The sequence below is a fragment of the Tolypothrix campylonemoides VB511288_2 genome, from assembly GCF_045999855.1.
Classification (GTDB): domain Bacteria; phylum Cyanobacteriota; class Cyanobacteriia; order Cyanobacteriales; family Nostocaceae; genus Scytonema; species Scytonema bouteillei_A.
In genome coordinates, this window is sequence record NZ_JBFPMW010000004.1 from 167,240 (window position 1) to 192,169 (window position 24,930).

Genomic DNA, 24,930 nt, shown 5'->3' on the forward strand with positions numbered 1-24,930 from the left:
CTCCGTGGACTTAGCTTGTATATCCACAATTTCAATTACTCAATGTTTGTTCTAAATTGGGATACCCCCGTTGTAAGTAGCTCAAACAAAGGAAATGTAACATACTTTTAAGAGCGTAGTTGCGTTGTCTTTGTACTAAGCGCAACTACAAATAGGTTATATTTTTTTGTTGAGCTACCGGGCAACCATTAAATTTTTGAAACTTTAGGAGCCAGAAACAGGAATATAAACAGATGGAGGGAGGTATTCACCGCTATTGTTGTCTTGTACCCACTGATTCAACTGTTCCTCCGTGACGGTAAATTCGCTCAATGCAGGACGTGGTGGATAGGCAATAGTAGCAAGATATTTTGCTTGATTTTTGTCATCTTGGCGAATTCTCCCAGTAAATGAATCTACTACTACCTCAAAGCGAAAGTCTTGTATGAGAGGATCGGTAAAAATGTAGTCGTTTGCAGTCAGTTTTCGGTAAACATCAGATAAGGTCAGTTGAATATCTGGTGCAGTTTGATTGGCAATTATGACTTCTTTGATAATTTTGCTTGTTTCTTCTGCTAATTGAGCGGATGGGGGATCGCCATACTCAATTGCTGCTAGACGAGCTAGGGCTTGTTTTTTAAGAATGGAACTGAAATAATTCTTGAGTTGTTGCTCTTGCCTTTTCTTATCTTCATCTCCATCAAATGCTAAAAAAGTAGTCCACGTCCAAGCTATAATTTGAGTCCATTGCTTAATAATAATCCGAATCTTTGCGATATTTTCAGGAGTTTGTAACTCTTCAGGTAATGATGTCATGTATGTTGTATTAGACTGCTCTGCCATTTTTAAAACTCCTTAAGTTAGTTTGTCGCGCTAGGAGCGCTGGAATTAGCTCTACCCATTGGGAAACTAAAGTCTGTAAAAAGTTGCCTATTAGCTTGCAGTGTTGCTCCGGTATGGCATTCTATGCAACTACTACGTGGGATGTATGGTTCTATAGCAACATTGGCTAACGGGGACTTTGGCGTAACGTCCCTGAGACTTGTGTTGTAAGGCAGACTGGGGTTTGTTAGCCACTGAGTACCAATTAATTGGTAGTATTGCCAGACCGATGATTGAGAGATTTCTTTCAGTGCGTCTTGCCACTGCTTATTCTGTTCCAATCTTTGAGCATTGAGCGCTGAGTTTGGTGGACGAATTATCTGTGACGGAATTTGATTCTCAATTTTGTCTCCTACCTTTTTGACAGCATGGGGAACCTCTTGACGCCAAAGGTATGGTTTCTCTACATATGGCTTGTTTTCTTGACAGTTTTCCCTACAATCCGGGTTGTACAACGTGTAACGAGCCCGGTTTGAAGTGCTATCTGGAACATTATCTACTTGCTCAAAAGTAGACCAAATCCACCCCTGCTCGCTTGTTTTATGCTTAATATGAAAGCCTATTAAACCTACCTCAACTATCTGACTAAATTCTTCATCGGTATCGCTACAAAGTGCTTTACCTTCCGTACATTCAGTTGACTGTGCTGGAATCGTCCTCTGTCGCTTAGTTGTGTAGTAACGAGCTTTCTCCTCCTGAGATGTCTGTGGATCGAAAACTCGCCAAGCTGCTTTAATCTCAATCGCCCCTTCTTTCTCGTATGTGCTGCAAGGAACATTGAGGGGGTTGGCGTTTGCATCTTCGCTACATACAAGCGCAAATTTCTTGTCGTCGTTATTGAATTGTTGTAAGTTGACCGCGTCATACCACTTGTTTTCAACAATTTGGTTGAATTCTTGTGGGTTAATGTATGCCTCCATAATAATGTAGTTGCCTTGCTGGTCAACAAGGGGTTTGTTTGCATTTGTACCGTTGCTATCTAGTTTCTCTGACTCTGTCAGTTGTAATCTAGAGTTTTCTGTCTGTAAACCTCTTGTAGAGGTGACATTCAAACAAGTAAAAGGTTTAGTTGGTTGTATGGATGGTTCTTTTCCTGCTGAAAGGAATATTGTCTCTGGAGTACGATAGAACTCCCAGAGACGGGGAGCATTTGGAACCTCACCAATTTTCTCATTCCGTAAGGGTTCTCCTTGCTGACAATCAGCAGGCCAATTTAAAGCCAGAAAAACCTGCCAAGCAAAATTGTCGATAAAAGCGACTCTTGGCGTATTAGGGTATAGCGCCTGTTGTTTGGCTAAATTGGGATTGTGTGGAATTTCAGAAGTGATTTCTGGTTTAAGTTGAAATCGGCTTTGGCTTTGAAGTTCTTTGTCAATTTGAGTGTCTGCTAGACCTGTAGAAACACAACCTAAGACCACAACTGAAATAGAAATAATTGAAATGAAAATGAGACGTTGAATATTTCTCATATCGATTGTGTTGCAACTGATTGTAATTTATGCCACGCTATAGCTTGTCTCTAGAAGAGACTGAGTTTTTCTGCAACTACTTTGAAGGACATCTTTACAAAGGAAGCTCGTGTATTAATAGCTATTTTTCTGTAGAAATGGGTTAATTTTTTGCAAATTTTGACTGACATTTTAGTCGAACTAAAATCGCAGACTTGATGATTCAAGTATTTGATTTCTCTTATTTTTACCCATGATTTAACACCCAATTACAGAATATCCTTAAATTGCATATTAAAGAACATAGTATTCTGTAAAATTTACATTTTTTTATATTTTTATTAAATATGAGTTTTATATGAGTTTAATATTGCAAAATTTATATATAATAGTTATTTTGTTTATTTACAATACTTGTTTTTATGAGATAAACTTTGTCTGCAATTCTAATAAGAAATTTAATCTAAAAAACATAAAATATTTGTATTTGATACTGAATCCGCCTCTTGTACCCCCTTGATAATTAAGTCGTTGCCTTGCGGTGAGTCCAGCAAAGCGTGGCAGTAAATGTTGGGTTTCGTTCCTCAAACGCCACATCGCTCAACGGGGGGCTTTGGGGTCCCCACGAAGTGGGGTTGGGGGGAAACCCTCTCCAGTTGCTCCTCTTGGGCAAAGACGACAGGTGCTATCTCCTGCGGAGACGCTGCGCGAACAACAGAGGAAACCTCCCGAAGTTTGCGGCTTGGGGAGTCAGTGCGGTCTTGGGCTTTGCCCAAGTGAAGCATCTGAGGTGGAAACCCCCAAGCCGCAACTTCTCTGGGCAACGCACTGTCTCCCCAAGACCGCACGGCGCTGCTCTGGGCACGCGAGTGGCTCCCCAACCTACGTGTTTTCGCATTTTTATGCTTTAAAGATGCTTGAAAGAAAAATTGGTGGGAGCCTCGCAGGCAATAAGTTCAGTTACAACTTAGATTGAAAATACTTACGATATAATTGACAACTCGGAGTTGCTTTATTGTTATCTAGCTTAATAAAACCCATACTGCTAAGTTTATAAGCAATAACAGGTTCTAACTGCACAGCTTCTGTAGTATTTATCACTTTATGAAGAGCAGATGCTAATTCCGGCTGTGCTTCCAAAGTGACCCAATGCCGCTGTAAATGATGGTAGTATATGCCTGTAGGAGTGGCAGAATTTTGTAGCAGTTGTGTCAAAGTTATCTCTTGCTGACTGAGGTGATAGAGCGCTAAATGTACCAGTGCTGGATGTCCTCCAACCATATCCATCAAAAGGGTTGCTTCTAAACCATTTTTCCAAGCCAATCCATAACGTAAAGCTAACTGCTGTACTTGTTCAAAACTAAAGCTTTGTAACTGAATTGGAAGCCCGACATTGAATGGTGACTGATGAAGTTGCAAGGGAACGTAGACTTCTGTGGAATGAACCACAATCAAACGCAGCTTTTGCCAAATTGGTCGTCTTTTTGCTTCTTCATACCACGATCGCAATAACGGTAAAAATTCTTTCGCCACCTGTGGATACTCAAAAATTTGGTTCACTTCATCTAAAGCCAAAACCACAGGAGAATCAATATATTCGAGTACGTAGTTTTGCAAGTATAGCGAACAACTGACTTTACTCCCAATATCTTCATCCCAATATTCATCCATTCTTGGTTCTATCTGAAGCTGACGCGAAATATTAGCACACAGCCAACGCAAGAATCGATTTAAATCGCTCAGAATGTCGCGATCGATTTGCTCTTCAAAGTTCAACCCGATGGTACGGTAGCCAATGCAGCTAGCATATTCCAAAATTCTTGACAACAGAGAAGTTTTTCCAATTTCCATTGGACCTTTAATCCGAATTAAAGCTCCCGGCTTAGTAATTTCTCTGTAAATTTGTGCGCTAACGGCAGTGTTTTCAATATAGTAAGGAGAGTCTAGGGGAACAGAACCACTAGGATACGGAGGTAATAGGTCTTGATGAATGTTAATAGATGGGGAGAGCATTGGGGTTGTAAAGGGCGATCGCGTTTCTGTTTGCATTCCCCTAAGATTGAAACTCGGAGTTGAGTTTGGCGAACTTATCACGTCTTCCCACTCAATCCGAACACCATCTTGCAACCAAACCATAGATGATTCGGCTGGGTTTTGGAAAATAACTGGTAGCCAAGTTGCACAAGGATATTCTTTCTCCAATGCTTGCAATCTTTCCCGTGCAGAACGTAGCGCCGCATATAAGGATTTGCCAGAAGAAAATTCAGTTATGAAATATCTTAAAAATTCTTGAGCCACCACATCCGGAACAGCCTCCCGCATTACGATCGATTGAGGTATGTTCACATCTTCGAGTTGTTGCGCCAATCCCAAACCATCACAGGAGTTAAAAATTGCGAGTTTTAACCCACGACCCATTGCTTCCTTGAGTGCATACTTAAGTTTCTCAAGGGAAATTGTATCTGTGGGATTGATTTGCAGAATCCCTTTTTCTTCACTGGAACTATGACCTGCAAAAAAAAGAATATCCCAACCTTCTTGCCAAAGATGGTCATTCAAATCGCGTAAATTTGGCTCAACTAAAAATTTAATTTCTGCTCGATGGGATAATTTTTCCAAAAACATTCTATCGTGACTGATATCAATCCCTTGTGCATTTCCAAAAATTGCCAGAATTTTCAGTTGATACTTTCGATGATTAATAGGTAATTTATTAGTATTTTGATACTCTGTTGCACTTAAAGCGACTTCCCCATAGGGATAATCTTCAAAAAACTCCCACAAATGCCAGGGTAGACGTCTCAATAAAGGATCGTTAGTCTCTATAATGAAGCGAATTTCATCAGATGGTTTTAATTGTGTACGTAATTGCCTATCGATTTTACGAAATTCTTTAGAGTCCAACCATGTATTTAATCTTTTTGACAGCTTTTGAGATAACTTCAGAATATCAGCCTCAGAAACATGAGTGAGCCCTACTTCTGAGATTTCAAGATAATCATCTGTTTCGACACTATTTCGCCAACAACTCAGGCGTTGATAGAAGGCATAATAAAGAGCTTGCCAATTTTGATAGAGTTCTAAAATTTTTGGTGCGGCTGGTAAACTAGCACTTATTTTCATGTGGTAGGGGTTGCTAGCTTCACCAACTTGTGCGGTGACGGTAGCACAGCCATCACGCAAGTTTCCCTGACCCAAGCTTAAAACAACTAACCTACTCATAAGTGTTCGATCTCGTAATAGTCAATTCTTGACTTATGAGATTGACTCCCACATTTGCAAGAAGTAATTTTTATTAACAATTGTTTTAACGGTGATAGCGGTTTCTTTAACGATAGAACGATTTATGAAATAAATATTCCTGTTCCATTCTTGGCACTTCACTTTATTTCAAAAAATATAGAATCATTCTCGCTTTCAGAATTAAAAGTATAAATCGATCTAGTAAAGCTTATTTTTTTTTCATCCAATTTTTTTTAACGACTCCCTAATGACCACAAAAATTTTTAATGCGGACTTTTTCATTGTTGTATTTACTGAAAATTATACTAGCTTTTTCAAAATAGGAGAGGAAAACTTTCGTTGAAAATACTGCCGATACAACTCGCAACTGGGAACTGCGCGATCGTTTTCCAACTTAATTAATCCCATACTATTTAGCTTGTAAGCAATTACAGGTTCTAGCAATACGGGGATAGTCGTTTGCATAACCCTTTCAAAAGCAGATGCGAGTTCTGGCTGTGCTTGTAAAGTAGACCAATGACGCTGCAAGTGATGGTAGTAAATCCCACCTGGCGTAGAAGCATCTTCAAGAAGTTGCGTTAGAGTGATTTCACCATCACTTAGGTGATAAACTGCCAGATGGACGAGTGCTGGATGTCCCCCAACTACATCTGTTAGAAATGTTACCTCATTATCATCTACCCAATCAATCCCATAGTATTGGGATAACTCCTGTACTTGAGATAGATTAAAGTGCCTTAACTGAATTGGCAATCCCACATTAAAAGGCGATTGATGAAGCTGTAAAGGCACATAGACTTCTGTGGAATGTACGACAATCAAACGCAACTTTTGCCAAATGGGCTGTCTTTTAGCTTCTTCGTACCACGATCGCAACAAAGGGAAAAACTCTTTGGCCACTTGGGGACTTTCAAAAATCCGATCGACATCATCTAGGGCTAGAACTATTGGAGAGTCAATCTGCTCGAGCACGTAATTCCGCAAGAAAAGAGAGCAACTGACCTTACTACCGAGATCCCAATCCCAGTAATCGTCTAGTTTTGGCTCAAGTCCCAATTGCAAAGAAATGTTAGCACACAGGCACCGCAAAAATCGCTTGAGGTCGGTTATGATCTCTCCTTCAAGATGCTCCTCTAAATTCAGGCTAACGGTACGATAACCAAGATTTTTCGCGTATTCTATAATTCTTAACAGTACAGAGGTTTTACCCATCTCTTTCGGTGCTTTCAGCCGAATCAATGCTCCTGGTTTGCTGATTTCCGCAAAAGCTTGCTCCTGGATAGCAGTGTTCTGAATATAATAGATTGAATCTAGAGGAACCGAACCACTCGGAAAGCGGGGGGATTTTTGTTTATTTGTCAAAAAGTGAGTGGAAAGCTGTCTTGACGGTGTAGCGATCGCTGGCAAAGCCTGTGCTGCATAAAATTCTAACAGCGCCCGACAGTTTTTTTTGGTCACGCGCCTGCCAATAATTAAAGATAGTTTTTGGCATAACCCCGGAGCAACAACATTAGTTAAGTAACCGGGACTGTATCCCCCTGCTTGAGCCATTTGACCGTAAGTTTGACTCTGCCAAATACCGCGCAGTATTAATGTCTCTGTATCATTCAGAGGGCGATTTTGGGTTTCCAATAGCTTGTGATTGACAATTGCAAGTAGAGAATCAAGAGTCATGAGAAATTGGGTACTATTTTCCTGCCGATGAATTAAATTCACGGCTTCGCTTTCAACAATCTTAGCGATAATGATTATAGAAACTTTTGTCTAAACCCCTTCCTACTGCCCGAGATAATTAATCTCGACCACAACCACGGAACGCACATTATTATAAAGTTATAGTACCGTTTTCTATGCCTAAGTTGAGCAAGGGTATAATTAATTTTTTTTATAGTCATTTGCCCGTCGGGACTGGGGAACTCAGAGCCCCGACGAAGTGGGGATTAAGGTATGGGGACAAGGAAGACCGGGGAGAATCACCGAACGCCCGCTTCTCTTTTGCCAATTAACTACTCGTTAACTCAATCCAGTATCGTTCGTACAATGCTTCAACTTCTTGACCCAAAGGAGCTAAACGTTCGCACTTTGTTAAAATTGCCTCTGAAGGAAACAAATTGGGATTATTTTGGATTTTCTTTGGCAATTGCTCAAATCCAGCACGGTTGGGAGTGGAAAGAACTAATATTTGGCTCATTTCAGATGCCACTTCCGGTCGTAAAATTAAGTTAATCCAAGCATAACCTGCTTCAATATTGGGGGCTGTCTTGGGAATGACGACGGTATCAGTCCACAAAGAAGAACCACTTTTGGGAATGACGTATTTCAGTTTAGGATTTTCTCTAACAATTTTCACAGCATCGGATGAATAACACATTGCTAAGAGCAAATCTCCTGCAATGATTTGATTGCGCCATGCATCAGTTGTAAAAGCTGCTACATCCGGTATGAGAACCTTTAACGTGTCAACAGCTTGTTTAATTTCATTTTCATTGGTTGAGTTGTAAGAATAACCGAGCATCTTTAAAACTGCACCTATGACTTCTCGGAAATCGTTCATTAACGCCATCCGCTTTGACAGAACTTGTTTGTTTTCCCAAAGATAGTCCCAGTTTTCAGGTGGAGTTGTTAGCTTTTCGGAATTGTAAATAAAACCTGTGGTTCCCCAACTAAAAGGAATACTATGACGGTTATTGGGATCGTAGATAGGATTTTGAAACCTGGGAAATAAATTGTCTAAGCCGATTATGCGATCGCGCTCCAATCTAATCAGCAATCCCAAGTCCACCATTTTCCGTACCATATAATCGCTCGGGTAAATCACGCTATAAGCACTACCACCTCCCGCTTGGATTTTACTGAGCATGGCTTCATTGGAATCAAACAAATCTGCCAATACTTTGATCCCCGTTTGAGCGCTAAAAGTTTTTAGTAAATCCTTATTCGTGTATTGTTCCCACGTGTAGATGTACATTTGGTCGCGGGAACCAGTGGTAGCGGATGCACGGACGTTTCCAAGTCGCCAACCGCACCCTGCTAGAGACAAGCTAGAGAGCGCTGCTATTCCTGTAATAAATTCTCTTCTGTTAGTCATGACTCACTAAAGCCAAACAATCACCTTCTGTCCACCAAGCATAGATAGGAGTTTCACGATCTGGCAAATTAACAAATGTGTTGGGTTGTAAAACATTAATCTGTAACCCGTTTATTAATTGCACAACATAATTGATGTGCGTTCCCAAATACATAATATTAACCAACCGTCCTTCAAAGCAGTTATTTTCTACGCTGGGTTTGTAAAGAGATAGCTGTATTTTTTCCGGGCGCACGCTAACAACGATAGATTGTGATATTTCTGTTGGTGTATTTTCTTCACGAGTCACAATAATGGAAAGCCCTGTTTTTGTTAAAATTTTAACGTGAGAAGCATCAGCGCCAGTTATTTCACCTGGTAATAAATTGGTATCGCCAATAAAATTAGCAACGAATACTGTTTGAGGTTGTTCGTAAATTTCGCTGGGAGTCCCGACTTGTTCGAGTTTACCTTGATTCATGACAGCAACCCGATCCGATAAAGATAGCGCCTCTTCTTGATCGTGAGTCACCATGATGAAAGTCAATCCCAATTCTTTATGTAAATTGGACAGTTCAACCCTCATTTCTTTTCTCAATTTTAAATCAAGCGCCCCAAGGGGTTCATCTAAAAGCAAGACTGCAGGGCGATTGACGATCGCTCTTGCCAAGGCTATCCTTTGCTGTTGTCCCCCTGAGAGTTGATTGGGAAAACGCGATCGTAAACCCTCGAGCTTTACCAATTCTAGAGCTTGTTTGACTCTGCTTTCTATTTCCTTTTTACGGAGATTTTTAAGACGCAGTCCAAAAGCCACGTTCTCCCAGATATTTAAATGGTTAAACAGAGCATAACTTTGAAACACAGTGTTAACAGGGCGGCGATATGGGGGAACACTAGTCATAGACTGACCGCGAATCAACACTTGACCTGCATCTGCTCTTTCAAACCCTGCAATAAGCCTGAGTGTAGTTGTTTTTCCACAACCCGAAGGACCAAGGATACTAAAAAATTCTCCTTGTCTGATATCCAAGTCTACTCCGTGGACAGCAGGTTCTTGGTTAAAAAACTTAAAAACGCTAAGTAATTCCACGTCTAGTGGTTCAAAACCTGCTGTTCCCCCTTGATTCTGAATTAGAGTCTGAGCCATAGTACTTGATTTCATCCTGAGAGTATAAGTGTTTTTGTTAATCAATGTAGTCGATGAGGCAAATGAGAAGTTACACTTTGGTTTATTCTATCGGTCAAAGATAACTTACAGAAAAATATACTGTTAAGTTTAATTTGCCCGTAAATACACTTAAGACTGGAGGAAGTATTAAGGATGAAATATGATGCAAGTCTATATGGCTAAAACGAGAATTTCAAAATAAAGGTAGCTCGAGGAGCAATCTGCTGATAAGTATTTCGTTGGTTTTAAATCTAAATTTTACGTCATCCTTCATCCTTTATCCTTCCTCCTTCATAGTTTTTATATCAAAAAGAATTATTGCTCCCTGAGGTATTGCTTTATGGCTTCCTTAAAAACATCTGGATTTAGCGGATTTCTTGGAAATAAAGGTTTACGAACTGTTGGAAAAAATTACCAATCTATATTTTTTATCATTATTACCATTGCGATGATGGCTGGTATTAATGCTCGTTTAGTGTATTTGCAAATTGTTGAAGGTCCAAAGCTACGACAAAAAGCAGAAGCAAACCGGATGCGGACAATCAGCAAACAACCCGAACGAGGCAACATTTTCGATCGCAATGGCAAACTGTTAGCAACAACACGCTATCCCCGTTCAGTGTACTTATGGCCTATGGCACATACAAAACCATCATGGTCAGTTGTGAGTTCGCGTCTCGAACAAGTTTTGAAAATCTCCAGAGAGGAGATGGAAAAAAAATTAGACACTGCAGGTCCGAATGCAACAACCCTTGTACGGATAGCACGCGACCTGAATGAAGCCGAAGTCACAGCTATAAAAGAGTATGAAAACGAACTTCAAGGCGTTGAAATTCATACAGAAGCAGTACGCTATTACCCTAACGGTAAAGCCATAGCCCATATCATTGGTTATACCCGTGAGTTAACCCCAGAGCAGCTGAAAAAAAAGCAAAAAGAAGGTTATCGACTTGGAGATGTTATTGGTCAAATGGGGGTAGAAAAAGCGTATGAAAATTTGTTGCGAGGAGAATGGGGCGGTCAGCAGGTAGAAGTAGATAGCAAAGGTCGTCCAATTCGCGTATTGGGAGAAAAACAAGCTCGTGCAGGCAATGATATTCACCTGACCATAGATTTAGATTTACAAAAAGCTGCTGAAGAAGCTTTAACATTTCCCAAGGGTGCTCTTGTTGCAATCGATCCAAACAATGGTGCTGTCTTAGCACTGGTGTCTCATCCCACCTTCGATCCCAATATTTTTTCCAAACGACAGCTGACTCAAAAAGACTGGGAAAGCGTACAAGGGAAAAACCATCCCCTCGTCAATCGCGCTCTGAGTGCTTTCCCTCCTGCGAGTACCTTTAAAATCATCACCACAAGTGCGGGATTGGAATCAGGAAAATTTTCTCCCGGTACAGTGCTGCAAACTTACGGTTCCTTAACCATTGGTGGAGTCACCTTTGGAGAGTGGAACCATGCTGGATTCGGACCGTTGGGGTTTCCAAAGGCAATGGCAATGAGTAGCGACACGTTCTTTTACCAAATTGGTAAGGGAGTTGGCGGTCCGACCTTAATTGAATGGACTCGTAAGTATGGCTTTGGTCATAAAACTGGAATTGAGTTGATAGACGAGGAATCAAAAGGATTAGTTCCAGATGAGAAATGGAAGCGGAAAGCGTGGAAAATTCCTTGGACTGTAGGGGACACCATTAATATGTCCATCGGACAAGGTGCGCTACAAGTCACGCCACTGCAATCAGCGATTATGTTCTCTGTTCCAGCTAACGGTGGTTATCGAATCAAACCCCATTTGCTCAAAGACCACGAAGAATCAAAAAAATGGAGGGAATCCTTAAACATGAAGCCCAGTACTATCAGAGTACTTCGCGATGGACTGCGGAAGGTGGTGACTGAAGGAACCGGTAAGCGTTTGAACGTACCATCCGTTGCTCCAACGTCTGGAAAAAGCGGTACTGCTGAGGCTGGCGTTGGTCGTCCCAATCATACTTGGTTTGGAGCATATGCTCCAGCTGATAAGCCAGAAATTGTGGTGGTGGCGTTTGGTGAAAATTCTGGCGGACATGGAGGGAGCGATTGTGGACCTATGGTTTTACAAGTGTTAGAAAAGTACTTCCATAAGAAACATCCAAGTAAATACAAAAAATCTGAACCATAGGAATTCCAAAAGACTGAAAAGATTTTCCATTGAGATAAGCATCAGACGCAGGGGAGGAAAAAAGGCTCGACTGACAAACAACTATTGCCGTAGATAGCAGAAAGAAGTAGTATAAAATTAACAAGGCGTCATCATAGTTTACCGAGCAGGCATTGCAGTTGGGTTAATTTTTGGTAAAGTTTACAATTTTGCCAGAAAGATGCCTGTATGTGTATTCTGCCAAGCAGATTACAGGTAACACTTTGGTTTATTCTATATAGCTAAAACATTTTGCAATAAGACTGCACTACTCTAGTTGCTTTCCTAAAAACTAGGTAAAATCTTAGTGTAATCCTATACAATTACTCTTTTTCTCGCAATTCCTGCTTGTTATATGGCGCTACTGCAATCACCTCAACCCCTAGTTAAAAAAAGAGAAACACGTACCGTTGGACGCGGTTCTCAGCCCTTATTTTTAATCATATTTACCTTACTACTGACTGCGGGGATTGGCACTCGTTTAGCCTACTTACAAATTGTTGAAGGAGCAAAGCTCCGAGAAAGAGCAGAGTCCAATCGGATTCGCACGATCCCCAAACAACCTGAACGAGGCAATATCTTCGATCGCAATGGCAAACTGCTAGCGACAACTCGCTATCCCCGTTCCGTGTATTTGTGGCCTATGGCACATACAAAACCATCATGGTCGGTTGTCGGTCCGCGTTTGTCTAAAATTCTTGATATACCTGAAGACGACATTATCAAGAAGTTAGAAGAAGCAGGTCCAAACATGGCTCTTGTGAGGATTGCCCGCAACCTCAACGAAGCGGAAATTACGGCCCTAAAAGAGTATGCTAGTGAACTGCAAACTGTGGAAATTCATACCGAAGCAGTGCGCTATTATCCTCACGGACAAGCTCTAGCTCACGTATTGGGTTACACGCGAGAATTGACATCGCAACAGTTGAGAGAAAAGAAAAAAGACGGTTACCGACTTGGTGATGTCATCGGTCAAATGGGTGTAGAAAAGGCATATGAAAAAACATTGCGGGGTGAGTGGGGCGGTCAGCAGGTGGAAGTGGATGGTAAAGGTCGCCCAATTCGAGTCCTGGGAGAAAAACAAGCAAAAGCAGGGAATGATATCCACCTAACTTTAGATTTAAACCTGCAAAAAGCAGCGGAAAAAGCTTTAAATGGTCGTGACGGTTCTATTGTTGCCCTAGATCCGCGTAACGGTGCTGTTTTAGCAATGGTATCTCACCCCACCTTTGACCCAAATATCTTCTCGAAGCAAAAACTTTCGACAAAGGATTGGCAGACCGTACAAGGAGAAAACCATCCTTTGCTCAATCGGGCTGTTAGCAGTGCCTATCCACCCGCGAGTACTTTCAAAATCGTCACCACAACAGCTGGATTGGAATCAGGCAAGTTTTCTCCCAACACGGTACTGCAGACCTACGGTTCTCTAACAGTTGGTGGGGTGACATTTGCAGAATGGAATCATGCAGGATTCGGTCCTCTGGGATTTCCAGGAGCTATGGCATGGAGTAGCGATACATTTTTCTACCAAATTGGTCGGGGCGTTGGCGGTCCTACTTTAATTGATTGGACGCGAAAATATGGGTTTGGAAAGAAAACGGGAATAGAATTTGTCTCTGAAGAAACCAAAGGAAACGTTCCAGACGAAGCATGGAAGCAAAAAGTGTGGAAAATGCCGTGGACTGTCGGAGATAGTATTAATATGTCTATCGGTCAAGGCGCTTTACAAACGACACCGCTACAAGTTGCGGTCATGTTTGCTGTTCCAGCCAACGGTGGCTATCGAGTCAAACCGCACCTACTGAAAGACAATGAAGAATCGAAAAATTGGCGGGAATCGCTAAATATGAAGCCAAGTACCGTGAAAGTTTTACGCGAAGGCTTGCGGAAAGTTGTATCCGAGGGTACGGGGAAAGCACTCAATGTTACAACCATTCCTCCCGCTGCTGGTAAAAGCGGTACTGCTGAAGCATGGAAGCATAGAGTCAAAGCAAATCACGCTTGGTTTGGTGCGTATGCTCCCTACGATAAGCCAGAAATTGTGGTTTTAGCATTTGCCGAACACTCTGGCGGTGGCGGTGGTAGCGTTTCTGCTCCTATGGTACTGCAAGTTATCGAAGAATACTTCCGGCACAAGGCTCCTGCTAAGTCTCAAAAAGCAGGAAATTGAAAAAGACGACGATAAATGATGTAGGGGCGCAAGGCATTGCGCCTTACAAACCATATGGTTCTCTCCAATCCCCAGTCCCCAGTTCCTTTATTATTTTGCTTGGGTGACCGGTTTGTAATTCTTAGCTCGGTAAAATGTTTCCAAGCTACCGCGATCGCCCACAAAACGCCAGTGCCATGGCTCATAACTCACTCCTTGAAGATTGCCTTTAGGGAATGACAGCTCAAAACTAAAACGAGCTGCGTTTGCTTGCAACCACTGAAAAGCTTTTGTTTTTTCAAAATTAGTATTGAGATTGGTTGATGGTGCGTTTCCATCTCCGACATCTACAGCATAACCCGTGTGATGTTCGCTATGACCGGGAGGTGCGCTGACAGCCGCCCGCTGTGCGGGTGTCTGGTTTCGCTGAGCACCAACCACAAAAAATAATTGTTCTTGTTCTTGTATGGAACGAAAACCGGAAATTGGAACTAAAATAACCCCCGCGCTTCTAGCAGCTGCTACCATCTCTTGATATTTTTGAGCAGCAGTTGCTCTCAATTTGATACGTCCATCACGAGTAATTGGTTGAAGTTCGGTCGAAGGGGCTTCCGAGTAGGAAAAATGCCCCAAAACTAAATCTTCATTCACTTTGGCAGAATTTCCAGCTTTCTGCGGAGTTGCAGGATTTGAAGTCGTAGGAGAAGGTTTGGAATTATTTGGTTTTTTAGATTCCACAAACAGGAAAAACAAACCACTCAACAAAGCCAGCAGGACAAATCCAGCCACTCCTCCACCCAACCAAATGAACCATCGGAAGCGGACCTTAGTTTCTGCATCAGGAGTATCGCGTAAAGCTGCCGGGATATCTTCACTTTTACTAGTTGGTGTGTCCTGTGGTTGTTCGGGAAAACCAGCATTACTCACAAGCCCACTCCTGCTTTTTATAAATAACCATAAAAATTGTAAACTAGATAGAAGGACACAAAATTAGGTAATATTTTACATCTACTTATATAAGTCCCAGTTTTGCGTAAACTCTTAGAACTGTACCTTTTTTTAGTGGGTCTAGTCCTTTTAGGATATATCCTGGGACGCAAGTCACCCGAGACAGTGCCTACCCTAGTAGGTCGATTCCTTTTTTGGGTAGGAGTACCGATAAGCATTGTAATTTTTCTACGAAAAGCTGACTTGTCGGGACCGATTTGGATTGCACCAGCGATCGCCTTCTTAGCTATTTTACTAGGGGCGTTTTTAGCTTGGCTAGGAATTAAAGGACTAACCCATTGGACCAACACAACACCCCAGAAATCAACTCAAGGTAGTTTTCTCTTAGCGGCAATGGTGGGTAACACAGGTTATATTGGCTATCCTGTCACCCTGTCAATAGTTGGCACTCAGTATTTTGCATGGGCATTGTTTTATGATTTGCTTGGAACAACATTAGCGGCTTATGGATTGGGTGTTGCTCTAGCAGCTCGTTTTGGCGATAATGCCCGGAATCACGCGCAAGTGCTTCAAGCCATTTTCATCAATCCAGCCTTATGGAGTTTTGGATTTGGTTTCCTCCTCCGACAGATTCAAATCCCCCAAACCATAGATTTTTGTCTGGAAATAGTAGCATGGTGTTCCGTTGCCTTATCCCTTGTCTTAATTGGGATGCGACTGAGTAAACTCAATTCTTGGCACAGTTTTCCAAAAGCTACCATAAGTGTGGGCATCAAAATGTTAGTTGTTCCCTTATTAGTTAGCAGCATTCTACCCTTGTTTGGTCTCACTGGAGCAGTGGCACAAGTTATTTTGCTACAAATGGCAATGCCCCCAGCCTTTGCCACATTGGTTCTTGCCGAAACCTTCAACCTCGATCGAGATCTCGCAGTCACTGCATTGGCAATGGGAACCATGTTACTTTTGTTCACTTTGCCATTGTGGTTGGTCGTTAGTGGTTAGTCGTCGATCGCTAACCACTAACAACTAACTACTAACCATTTCCACCAAATCCGCCGGATTCATTAATTCATATGGTTCAAAAGGTTGATGTATCCAGGGATTGTCTGGTAGGTAATCGATGTAGTAATCCGGTACTATAACAGAGCAAGCTTTGTACCAGAGGACAGCTGTCCGAATATCTTCTATAGTAGATTGGCTATTGTCTTGTAGCCATGGAATACATTGTTGAAGAGTAATGCCAGAATCTACCAAATCATCCACTAAAAGAATGCGCGACCCCAAATGTTCGGTGGTCATAGTTAAGTGGCGTGAAAAGATGAGATTTCCTCTCTCTTGCTTTCCCGATCCAGTGTAAGATGATGTTGCTAAAATTGCCAAAGGCTGGTTATAAATACGGGAAAGAATATCTCCAACCCTCAGTCCTCCTCTCGCAAGACAAACAATCTGGTTAAATTCCCACCCAGATTGATAGATTTTAGCCGCCAGGTGCTCAATTTTTCGATGATAATCTGACCAAGAAACGTAAAGGTCTTGCATATTGGTTAGTGGTTGGTAATTAGTAGTTAGCGGTGTAGGACAGGTGTCTTGACTGTCATTGTTAGTGGTTAGTGGAACATGACAGATGACAGTGGACAATATGCAACATAGTTGATGTTATTACAAGTATAAAGTTTTATGAACAATTCTGACTCTGATGACTGCGCCCAACAAACTCCAGAAAGTGACAAGTTAGACTTGAGTACCAAAATAGCTTTTGGTGCTGGAGATTTGGGTACGGCAATTACTGCTATGATTGGGATTTCTTATTTGTCGCCTTTTCTGACAGATGTCGCAGGTTTGAAACCCCAATTAGCAGGGCAAACTCAGCTTATTGGTAAAGTGTGGGATGCTATCAACGATCCTATGGTTGGGGTGTTAAGCGATCGCACTCAAAGTCAGCAAGGAAGGCGTTATCCCTGGATGATCTGGGGAGCAATTCCTTTTGGAGTCTTCTTTTTTTTGCAGTGGATTGTCCCTCATTTTAGTAATAACGAAAATGCAAATCAGTGGGGGTTATTTTGGTATTACACTGCTATTTCAATTTTGTTTAATGCTTTTTATACGGTTGTTAACTTACCATACACTGCTTTAACAGCAGAATTAACTCAAGACTATGACGAACGCACCAGTCTGAACAGTTTTCGCTTTAGCTTTTCTATTGGCGGTAGCATTCTTGCTCTCATAATTGGTTTGGGTATTTCCATAGTCGTTCCCAATAACAAAAGTACACAATATTTACTTTTAGGAGCTATCTGTGCCATTATCTCCGTGTTGCCTTTGTACTGGTGTGTTTGGGGAACAAAAGGTCGCGCTCAAGCTGTAGCAAAGCAACATCCACAATTAGAGCAAACAGTTTCAATTCCTTTTCTACAGCAACTCAAAATTGCTTTTACAAATCGCCCTTTCTTATTTGTAGTAGGGATTTATTTGTGTTCTTGGTTGGCGGTTCAGCTAACAGCAGGTATTATCCCCTACTTTGTCACTAGTTGGATGCGCCTTCCGCAATGGCATATTAGCTTAGTACTCTTGGCAGTACAGGGAACCGCTATGTCCATGCTATTTGTTTGGAGTGGTATCAGCAGACGTTATGGCAAACGAGCGGTGTACTTTATGGGAATGAGTTTGTGGCTTATCGCCCAGACTGGACTTTTTTTCGTACAACCCGGTCAAATTGTGTTGATGTACTTTTTAGCAGTTATGGCGGGTTTTGGAGTATCTACGGCTTATCTTGTTCCCTGGTCGATGCTACCCGATGTGATTGAACTGGATGAATTAAACACGGGACAACGGCGGGAAGGTATTTTTTACAGTTTCATAGTGTTCGTGCAAAAAATTTGTTTGGGATTGGCTGTGAATATAGTTCTGCAAAGGCTGGGTACAGCTGGGTATATTAAACCTACAACAGAAATCCCGTTACCAAATCAACCTGATTCTGTATTAGAAGTCATTCGCTTCTCTATTGGTCCCATACCAGCACTCGCTTTAATTTTTGGCTTAGTTTTAGCTTACTTTTATCCCCTTACCCGCGAGCTACACGCGCAAATCGTACTGCAACTCAAAGAACGGCAAAACCAATAAGAGGTTTTTGGAATTTGGATTGTAATAGTCATTCAATTCTTCCTTGTCTCCCTTATTCCCCTTGTCTCTAGTACCCAAATTCCAGTACGGATATGCACACTGCTGGGACGATCGCATTTGTCTGAGAATTTGTAATAATACTTAATATACATAGCAGCTAAGAAGATATCATACACTGAATGAAAACTCCAACAATACAGGAACTTTCCACCCAATTGGAAAGCGAGAATTTACGCGATCGCATGGTAGCCCTTGCATCTTTAAGGGAAGTTCCTGCAGAAGATGCGGTTCCTTTGATTAAGAAAGTGTTGGACGACGAATCTATCCAACTGAGATCCATGGCAATCTTTGCTTTAGGCATTAAGCAAACAGAAGAAAGCTACCCCCTTCTGATTAAAATTCTGGAAACAGATCCGGACTATGGTATGCGGGCTGATGCTGCTGGTGCTCTTGGTTACTTAGGAGATACAAGAGCTGTTGAACCTTTGATGCGGGCATTTTACGAAGATACCGATTGGTTGGTACGCTTTAGTGCTGCGGTCTCTCTTGGCAATCTCAAAGACAAACGCGCTCGCGATATACTCATTCAGGCTTTGGACAGCAAAGAAGTGGTTTTACAACAAGCAGCGATCGCAGCGATTGGAGAAATTAAAGATGTGGAGTCTGTAGATTTAATTCTACGCTTTGCCCAATCAGAAGATTGGTTGGTACGGCAACGGCTCGCAGAAGCTTTAGGACATCTTCCCACTCCCAAGAGCGTCTCTGCTCTAAAATATTTAGAAAAAGATAACCATCCACACGTTTCTGAAGCATCAAGAATTTCTTTAAAGCGACTTGAGGAAGCAGGTGATCGAGCTTAGTGGGCTTCGCACTCTCAATGTACCTTCAGGCGCAAATAGAAGAGAAATTTATTTGCGTTTGTCTGTGTTAGAGGTACGCTCTCAGATCCAAAATCGATTAACTTGCACACCTCCTGCTACCTTTAAGATAAGTGGGAAAATAGAAGGATTTTGAAGAAAGGTAGATTCTTTCTATGGATATAAAAGAGTTTTTTGAACTAAGTGGTGGGAAATGGTTTTCCCATCGTACCAGTCATCATTTGGCATTTAAGCAATCAGAAGATGGCAAATCAGATATTTCGATTGAATCTTTGGCAAAAGATCATCCTGAAGTCATCAAACTTTGCCAGCATAACGAAATCGATCCCAACCTTGCTTCCTGTGGTGCCAGGGTGACTTGGAATGGCACGATGGAATGGGATGAAGAAAAGCATACTGGTTCCACAGTGTTAGTTGTGGTACCAGATGAAGATAATCCCAATGAAGGTAAGTTATTGCGGGAAATGGGCTACGCTGAGAAAGCTCCAGTTGCCGGACGTTATAAGATGGGTAGTGATGATACCTTAACTCTCACAACAGAGTACGAAACGATGTGGTCTGAAGAACGCCTTTGGTTTGCCAGTCCCAATTTGCGGATGAGAGTTGGCGTTTTGAAGCGGTTCGGCGGTTTTAGTATGGCTACCCTGACAACTGAAATTCGCATGGGTGGTGGTCAAGCTGCGAAAGCGGCGGATGCAACGAGTTCAGTGACTAATGACCAGTAATCGGTGACCAGTTATCATGGCTACTGATAACTGGTGACTGAGCTATGACTAATACGGCAGCAATTTTTTATAAAGCAGACGGGTTTGAAACTCGTGGAAAAAGACTCCTCGGTCGTCAAGCTGCAGGTGAAGGTTTTCTCAAAGCCTTAGTCCAGCATGGCACTGCGGAGTCTTTGTTCTGTTATACGGGAAGTTCAAATGAGTTTTCAGAATTTTGTCAGCGCATCCAACCATGGATGAAATCTCAGCGGAAAGTGCAGTGGCTTACATCTCACAATCCTCAACTTTTATCACAAGCGGGTACAATTTACCGTCCCGATCCGTTACTTTCCAAACAGGCATGGCAACGACGATTTACTGACCAAAATGCATACAGTATTTGTGGCGTGACTCATACTATTGCAAGTATTGGGGTCATGGAAGGGATTGGGGATTTCCTTATTGCCCCTCTTCAGCCTTGGGATGCTTTGATTTGCCCATCTGTTGCAGTGAAAACTGCTGTTGAACGTCTTCTAAATACTTGGGCTGATTATTTGGCACAAAGGACGGGTGGCAGACCTAAAATTGAGTTTCAACTACCAGTGATTCCTCTAGGTGTAGATTGCGATGCTTTTCCACAGGGAACTGCTGCTGTTTCCACTCGCAATCGTTTGCGTCAAGTGCTTGGTATTCCCCAAGATGAAATTGTTGTTTTGTTTGTTGGACGGCTTTGTTTCTATGCAAAAGCCCATCCCGTACCAATGTATTTAGCTTTGGAAAAAGCAGCACAAGCTACTAAGACTAAAATTCATTTTGTACAAGCAGGCTGGTTTGAAGATGAAAAAGAAGAAGCTAGTTTTAAAAGCAGCCATCAAGTTTTTTGTCCTTCAGTCAATTGTATTTTTGTAGATGGACGCAAACCAGAAATCCGTTCGGGAATTTGGTCTGCTGCTGATATTTTTATTTCTCTAGTGGATAACATTCAAGAAACTTTTGGACTGACACCTATAGAAGCAATGGCGGCTGGTTTACCTGTCGTTGTTTCTGATTGGGATGGATATCAAGAATCCGTGCGTCATGAAATTGATGGTTGGAAGATTCCTACTCTCATACCACCTCCCGGTGCGGCACGGGATTTAGCATTTGCATATCTTAATGAAAGCTTGAATTACAGTTCTTATATTGCTCATACTTCAATGGTAACAGCTGTAGATATTGAAGCAGCGGCAAATGCGATCGCAACATTAATTACAAATCCCGAACTCAGAAAGCGCATTGGGGAAAATGGAAAGCAACGTGCTAGAGAGGTATATGACTGGAAAGTCGTTATTGCTGCTTATGAGAATTTATGGCGGGAACTAGCAGAGATTCGTTCTACAGCGACACTTTCTGTTCCCATGCAGCCCAGTCAGCCACCTTATCCTTTGTGTGACGATCCATTCGCGTTATTTGCTCATTATCCAAATCCAAAGTTAACTGGTGAATTAGTTTTAGGGCTTGGTTCTATGGCAACTTCAGAAGGTTTAAGCGAACTTCAGAAAAATTGGATGACTGGCTTTGGTGCAGAAAGAAGAAACACAAAAACTACAGACACTATATTAGCCACATTTTTTAAAGATGGCTCCCAATCTCTTGAAACAATTCTCAACAAACATCCGCATATTCCTCCAACAGAGTTATTTCGCACCCTGATGTATCTGTTAAAATTTGATGTTCTGCGGTTGGAAGAGCGATAATTTCTTAACATTAAGGAGGATTTGATTTTTCTCTAACAAAAGGAACCAAAAAGGGAAATTGGGTAGAATGTTAGAAAAATAAATGCGCGGGGAATGTAAGATGAAATTTATTGCAAATTTTCCTTAATAAATTAAGTAGAATGCTTCATGCGCCGCGACTCAATCTTTTACAAACTGTTTCAACAATCTCCCTCACTGCTGTTTGAACTTTTGGCAAATGCCCCAAACAATGCGAGTGCATACCGATTTGATTCGGTAGCAGTCAAAGAACCTAAATTTGAGATTGATGGAGTATTTCTCCCACCAGAAAATGAAAGTGCGGGAATTGTTTATTTTTGTGAAGTACAATTTCAAAAAGACGAACAACTTTACGAAAGGTTATTTGCTGAATCAGCGTTATATTTCTATCGCCAACGAGGGAGATTTAACGATTGGCAAGCAGTAATAATTTACCCAACACGCAGTATCGAACAAAGCGATGTTTATCCACATCGCACCTTACTCAACGGCGAGCAAGTACATCGGGTGTACTTGAACGAGTTGGGGGATATCCGTTCCTTGCCTTTATGGGTAGCACTGATGGTACTGACTACTGTCAGCGAAGAACAAGCACCAGAAGAAGCAAGGTATTTATTAACCAGAACTCGTCAAGAAGTCTCCCCACCATTGAACCAGGTGATAATAGATATAGTGACGACAATTATGGTTTACAGATTTGAACAGTTGAGCCGAGTGGAGGTAGAATCGATGTTAGGGATTACACTACAGCAAACGCGAGTATACCAAGAAATTAAGGAAGAAGGACGTGTTGAAGGACGTGTTGAAGGACGTGTTGAAGGACGTGTTGAGGGACGTGTTGAAGGACGAAAAGAAGAGGCTGCTAACCTCATTCTTCGACTCCTAACTAAACGCATTGGGCAGAAACTTTCTGAGGAAGTGGTTCGGCAAATTTCTGGTTTGCCATTGCCTGTTCTGGAAGATTTAAGCGAAGCACTGTTAGATTTTACCAGTTTGGCTGATTTGCAGGCTTGGTTAGACAATGTTTCATAAGTAAGAAGGCTCGCGGAACCCGATTCTGTCTTGACAACAAGTACTTAAGCCGGAGGTGTAATGCCAGTCGTGTTGGTGATGCTGAAACGCTGTAAACTCCATGTAGCCATACTTTGACCCAATACTATCCCCGGTCTCACTTCACAGAATCACTGTTAATTATCGTACAAGATGGTTGAAAATCTTTCGTAGATGCGATGCATACACGTGCATCGCATCTACAAACAAATAACGCTCGTTTACGCCGACTTATACCATTTCACGAAATACTTGATACGAACGATCCGTCTCTCATTCTTTCCCTCAATTCCCCATCTGCTTTAGTCATCAATAGCGTTACATTATATCCTGAGAGAGTTTTATTAAAAGAGACAATTCTAAAATAATTTGTGTGGCGGGTTGCCAATCCCAATCCAGACTATTGTTCTTTTGTTCTAAAATTTCAATTAATTGAGTCATCCGTTTTATAGAATCAACAAAACCCATAGCTTTGCCACAATCACAAATTTTTTGGCAATGGCTTAAAATTTGAGAGTCAATTCTTTCTAATCCCATAACTGTTAAATCGCTCATCGCCTGCTGTAACTGTTCTAAAAATAAGGCTACCGGATGGCAATTGGAATCATTTAATAAATCTTCACTTAAAAAGATTTTTTCTATCTTTGATAAATTTAGATCGCCATCAATTTCTAGATTTTGACAAATCCAGGGTTGCAGCATGGTGCGACTTTCACCTGTTTGGAAAATCAAAGAAACTGGTGTAATGACTAATCCCTCCGTACTTAAGTAGATATGCCCTGCTACAAATAGCAATCGCTTATTTAAGAGATGTCCTAACAGGGATTCAGTACCTACTCTATTGCGATAAGTGTAAGGAAACTTGAGAATGGATCGGTTGCGATCGCAGTCATAAAGCACTGCAATAACAGCTTGTTCAATGCTGGAAAATTCAATATTTTCTACTTGATGAACCCAGAAAACATGAAAATTTTCAGTGAGCCGTCTTGGACGAAGGGAACTCGGAGATTGTAGCTGCAAATGCGATCGCAGTGAGTGAAAATCTTCCACTAATAAGGGCGATCGCAATGACTCCCACTGAAAGGACTGAGGATTCACTATGACCTGAGTGCGGCTTGGCAAAAATTGATAATTGGGCGTTCGCTTTCCTCCTTTTACCAACATCTCTCCTGCACCCAAAGTGGTAAAACTCACTTGTTTGAAAGCTGGTTTCTCAGCCATTTTCCAAAATTCGGGAGGTTCTATATTGGCTTCTTGTGGAGATTCGGCAAAATCCTGACACACAGCAACAACCGTTCCTAAATCTGTATCTTGAAAGTAAGCAATGAAACGCACGTTTTGCCTTTGTACTTGCACGCCACACCCCAAACCGAGCAATCTGGCTGCACCAATTTCCGTGAGTTTGTCTGCTTGAGAGCCACGAATAAATAATTGAGGAACAACCCCGGTATCGTTACGAATTGCATCGCAGCGAATGCAAAGTTCCCCTATGAGTTCCACCACCTTTGTGGGTGAAAAACGAGCATCGCGTGAATCGTAGCGTTCTTTTTCTTGCACCAGTTCCGCCAAAATTTCTGCATTCCATATCAGCCCTGAATTGCGACAAGTTTGTTCCAAACGACGCAAACGCCCAATTGCAGTCGCGGACAGTCCCCTAATTCCAACAAAAAGTAGCGATCGCAAGTTATTTTCAATCTCATCTAAGACATCGACAGGAATTGGTGTGGCTTCTTTTTGAGTAGAAATTATTCCGCTCATTTGCTCGCTGCTGAGTTGGCGAAAAGCCCATACCCCAAACAGAGTATGACGACAGGGACTGGGTTCGGAACAGTCGCAATAAGTGTAGCGGATATCGCCTGGAACTAAAAATTTGACAGTATAAGCTAGGGTGTGAATGCGAGCAATGGGTTTGCTGCTTTTGATTAACTCAATAACATGACCTGAGTTAAATTCCCGGAGCGCTCGGCTGACAGTAGCTTTGTTAAAGTACTGGGCTAGTTGTGCGTCGTCAATTTCACCTGGATTCCAAGCAGAGTGGGAGGGAGTCGGAGGGCTGTTCTCTTGGGAATCGGATAGCTCTTGCTTGGGAACTGCTGTACGCTGATAGATCAGGATAGAACGTATAAGATGACGGCAAATAGCGATCGCAGAACAACTACAGTGCTTATCGCTCAATTCTTCCCCTGCTGGCAAAACACATTCCACATCATCCGACCAACTTACAGTAACATTTCCTCTCCCATCTTCTGTTATGGTAGATGACACTCGTCCTTCTTCTATTTCTTTAAGAGCGCGTTTCACCAAACCCCGGTTGCTCAGAACCGTTAAATCATCTGCAGTCAGTGCAAGTAAATCTGAACGTAGCAT

At 41.9% G+C, this 24,930-nt stretch carries 17 protein-coding genes; 8 read left to right on the plus strand and 9 right to left on the minus strand.

Annotated features, from left to right (window positions below; all coding sequences use genetic code 11):
* Window positions 1-204: 204 nt before the first annotated feature.
* The 6 genes from AB0756_RS13560 to AB0756_RS13585 all read right to left on the minus strand — a co-directional run bounded on the left by AB0756_RS13560 (window position 205) and on the right by AB0756_RS13585 (window position 9,766).
* Window positions 205-822, minus strand: coding sequence for a hypothetical protein (locus AB0756_RS13560; RefSeq protein ID WP_038080731.1), 618 nt, complete (start codon window positions 820-822; stop codon window positions 205-207).
* Between the two features lie 17 nt (window positions 823-839).
* Complete coding sequence (locus AB0756_RS13565) at window positions 840-2,330, minus strand: hypothetical protein (RefSeq protein ID WP_038080733.1); 1,491 nt, start codon at window positions 2,328-2,330, stop codon at window positions 840-842.
* A gap of 939 nt (window positions 2,331-3,269) precedes the next feature.
* Window positions 3,270-5,531, minus strand: a complete 2,262-nt coding sequence (locus tag AB0756_RS13570) for an AAA-like domain-containing protein (RefSeq protein WP_038080737.1) — start codon at window positions 5,529-5,531, stop codon at window positions 3,270-3,272.
* 321 nt (window positions 5,532-5,852) lie between these two features.
* A complete protein-coding gene (locus AB0756_RS13575; protein WP_408103995.1) occupies window positions 5,853-7,268 on the minus strand; it encodes an AAA-like domain-containing protein in 1,416 nt (471 codons plus the stop codon).
* Between the two features lie 286 nt (window positions 7,269-7,554).
* Window positions 7,555-8,640, minus strand: a complete 1,086-nt coding sequence (locus tag AB0756_RS13580; protein ID WP_038080742.1) for an ABC transporter substrate-binding protein — start codon at window positions 8,638-8,640, stop codon at window positions 7,555-7,557.
* A complete protein-coding gene (locus tag AB0756_RS13585) occupies window positions 8,633-9,766 on the minus strand; it encodes an ABC transporter ATP-binding protein (protein ID WP_038080744.1) in 1,134 nt (377 codons plus the stop codon). Before AB0756_RS13585 ends, AB0756_RS13580 begins: the two co-directional genes overlap by 8 nt.
* 361 nt (window positions 9,767-10,127) lie before the next feature.
* Here AB0756_RS13585 and mrdA (AB0756_RS13590) point away from each other — a divergent pair, with 361 nt between their 5' ends.
* Window positions 10,128-11,942, plus strand: coding sequence for a penicillin-binding protein 2 (gene mrdA, locus AB0756_RS13590; RefSeq protein WP_038080746.1), 1,815 nt, complete (start codon window positions 10,128-10,130; stop codon window positions 11,940-11,942).
* 373 nt (window positions 11,943-12,315) lie between these two features.
* A complete protein-coding gene (gene mrdA, locus AB0756_RS13595; protein ID WP_038080748.1) occupies window positions 12,316-14,130 on the plus strand; it encodes a penicillin-binding protein 2 in 1,815 nt (604 codons plus the stop codon).
* 90 nt (window positions 14,131-14,220) lie between these two features.
* Here mrdA (AB0756_RS13595) and AB0756_RS13600 read toward each other — a convergent pair whose 3' ends face one another.
* Window positions 14,221-15,036, minus strand: a complete 816-nt coding sequence (locus AB0756_RS13600) for a M15 family metallopeptidase (RefSeq protein WP_038080750.1) — start codon at window positions 15,034-15,036, stop codon at window positions 14,221-14,223.
* Between the two features lie 102 nt (window positions 15,037-15,138).
* Between AB0756_RS13600 and AB0756_RS13605 the strand changes: the two genes are divergently transcribed.
* Entirely contained in the window at window positions 15,139-16,059 is a 921-nt protein-coding gene (locus AB0756_RS13605) for an AEC family transporter (RefSeq protein WP_038080752.1), read from the plus strand.
* 24 nt (window positions 16,060-16,083) lie between these two features.
* Here the strand turns inward: AB0756_RS13605 and AB0756_RS13610 are convergent, their stop codons facing one another.
* Window positions 16,084-16,596, minus strand: a complete 513-nt coding sequence (locus AB0756_RS13610; protein ID WP_038080753.1) for a phosphoribosyltransferase — start codon at window positions 16,594-16,596, stop codon at window positions 16,084-16,086.
* Between the two features lie 138 nt (window positions 16,597-16,734).
* Between AB0756_RS13610 and AB0756_RS13615 the strand changes: the two genes are divergently transcribed.
* From AB0756_RS13615 to AB0756_RS13635, 5 genes are all read left to right on the plus strand, one after another.
* Window positions 16,735-18,177, plus strand: coding sequence for an MFS transporter (locus tag AB0756_RS13615; protein WP_038080754.1), 1,443 nt, complete (start codon window positions 16,735-16,737; stop codon window positions 18,175-18,177).
* A 179-nt stretch (window positions 18,178-18,356) separates the two neighbouring features.
* Window positions 18,357-19,037 carry a HEAT repeat domain-containing protein gene (locus AB0756_RS13620; protein ID WP_038080755.1) on the plus strand — a complete coding sequence of 227 codons (681 nt, stop codon included), beginning with the start codon at window positions 18,357-18,359 and terminating at the stop codon, window positions 19,035-19,037.
* 173 nt (window positions 19,038-19,210) lie between these two features.
* Entirely contained in the window at window positions 19,211-19,780 is a 570-nt protein-coding gene (locus AB0756_RS13625) for a phycobiliprotein lyase (protein ID WP_038080756.1), read from the plus strand.
* A gap of 44 nt (window positions 19,781-19,824) precedes the next feature.
* A complete protein-coding gene (locus tag AB0756_RS13630) occupies window positions 19,825-21,495 on the plus strand; it encodes a glycosyltransferase family 4 protein (protein WP_038080758.1) in 1,671 nt (556 codons plus the stop codon).
* A gap of 147 nt (window positions 21,496-21,642) precedes the next feature.
* Entirely contained in the window at window positions 21,643-22,545 is a 903-nt protein-coding gene (locus AB0756_RS13635; protein WP_038080760.1) for an Rpn family recombination-promoting nuclease/putative transposase, read from the plus strand.
* Window positions 22,546-22,881: 336 nt separating this feature from the next.
* On the opposite strand, the gene AB0756_RS13640 is transcribed toward AB0756_RS13635, so the two are convergent.
* Window positions 22,882-24,930, minus strand: coding sequence for a hypothetical protein (locus tag AB0756_RS13640; RefSeq protein WP_038080762.1), 2,049 nt, complete (start codon window positions 24,928-24,930; stop codon window positions 22,882-22,884).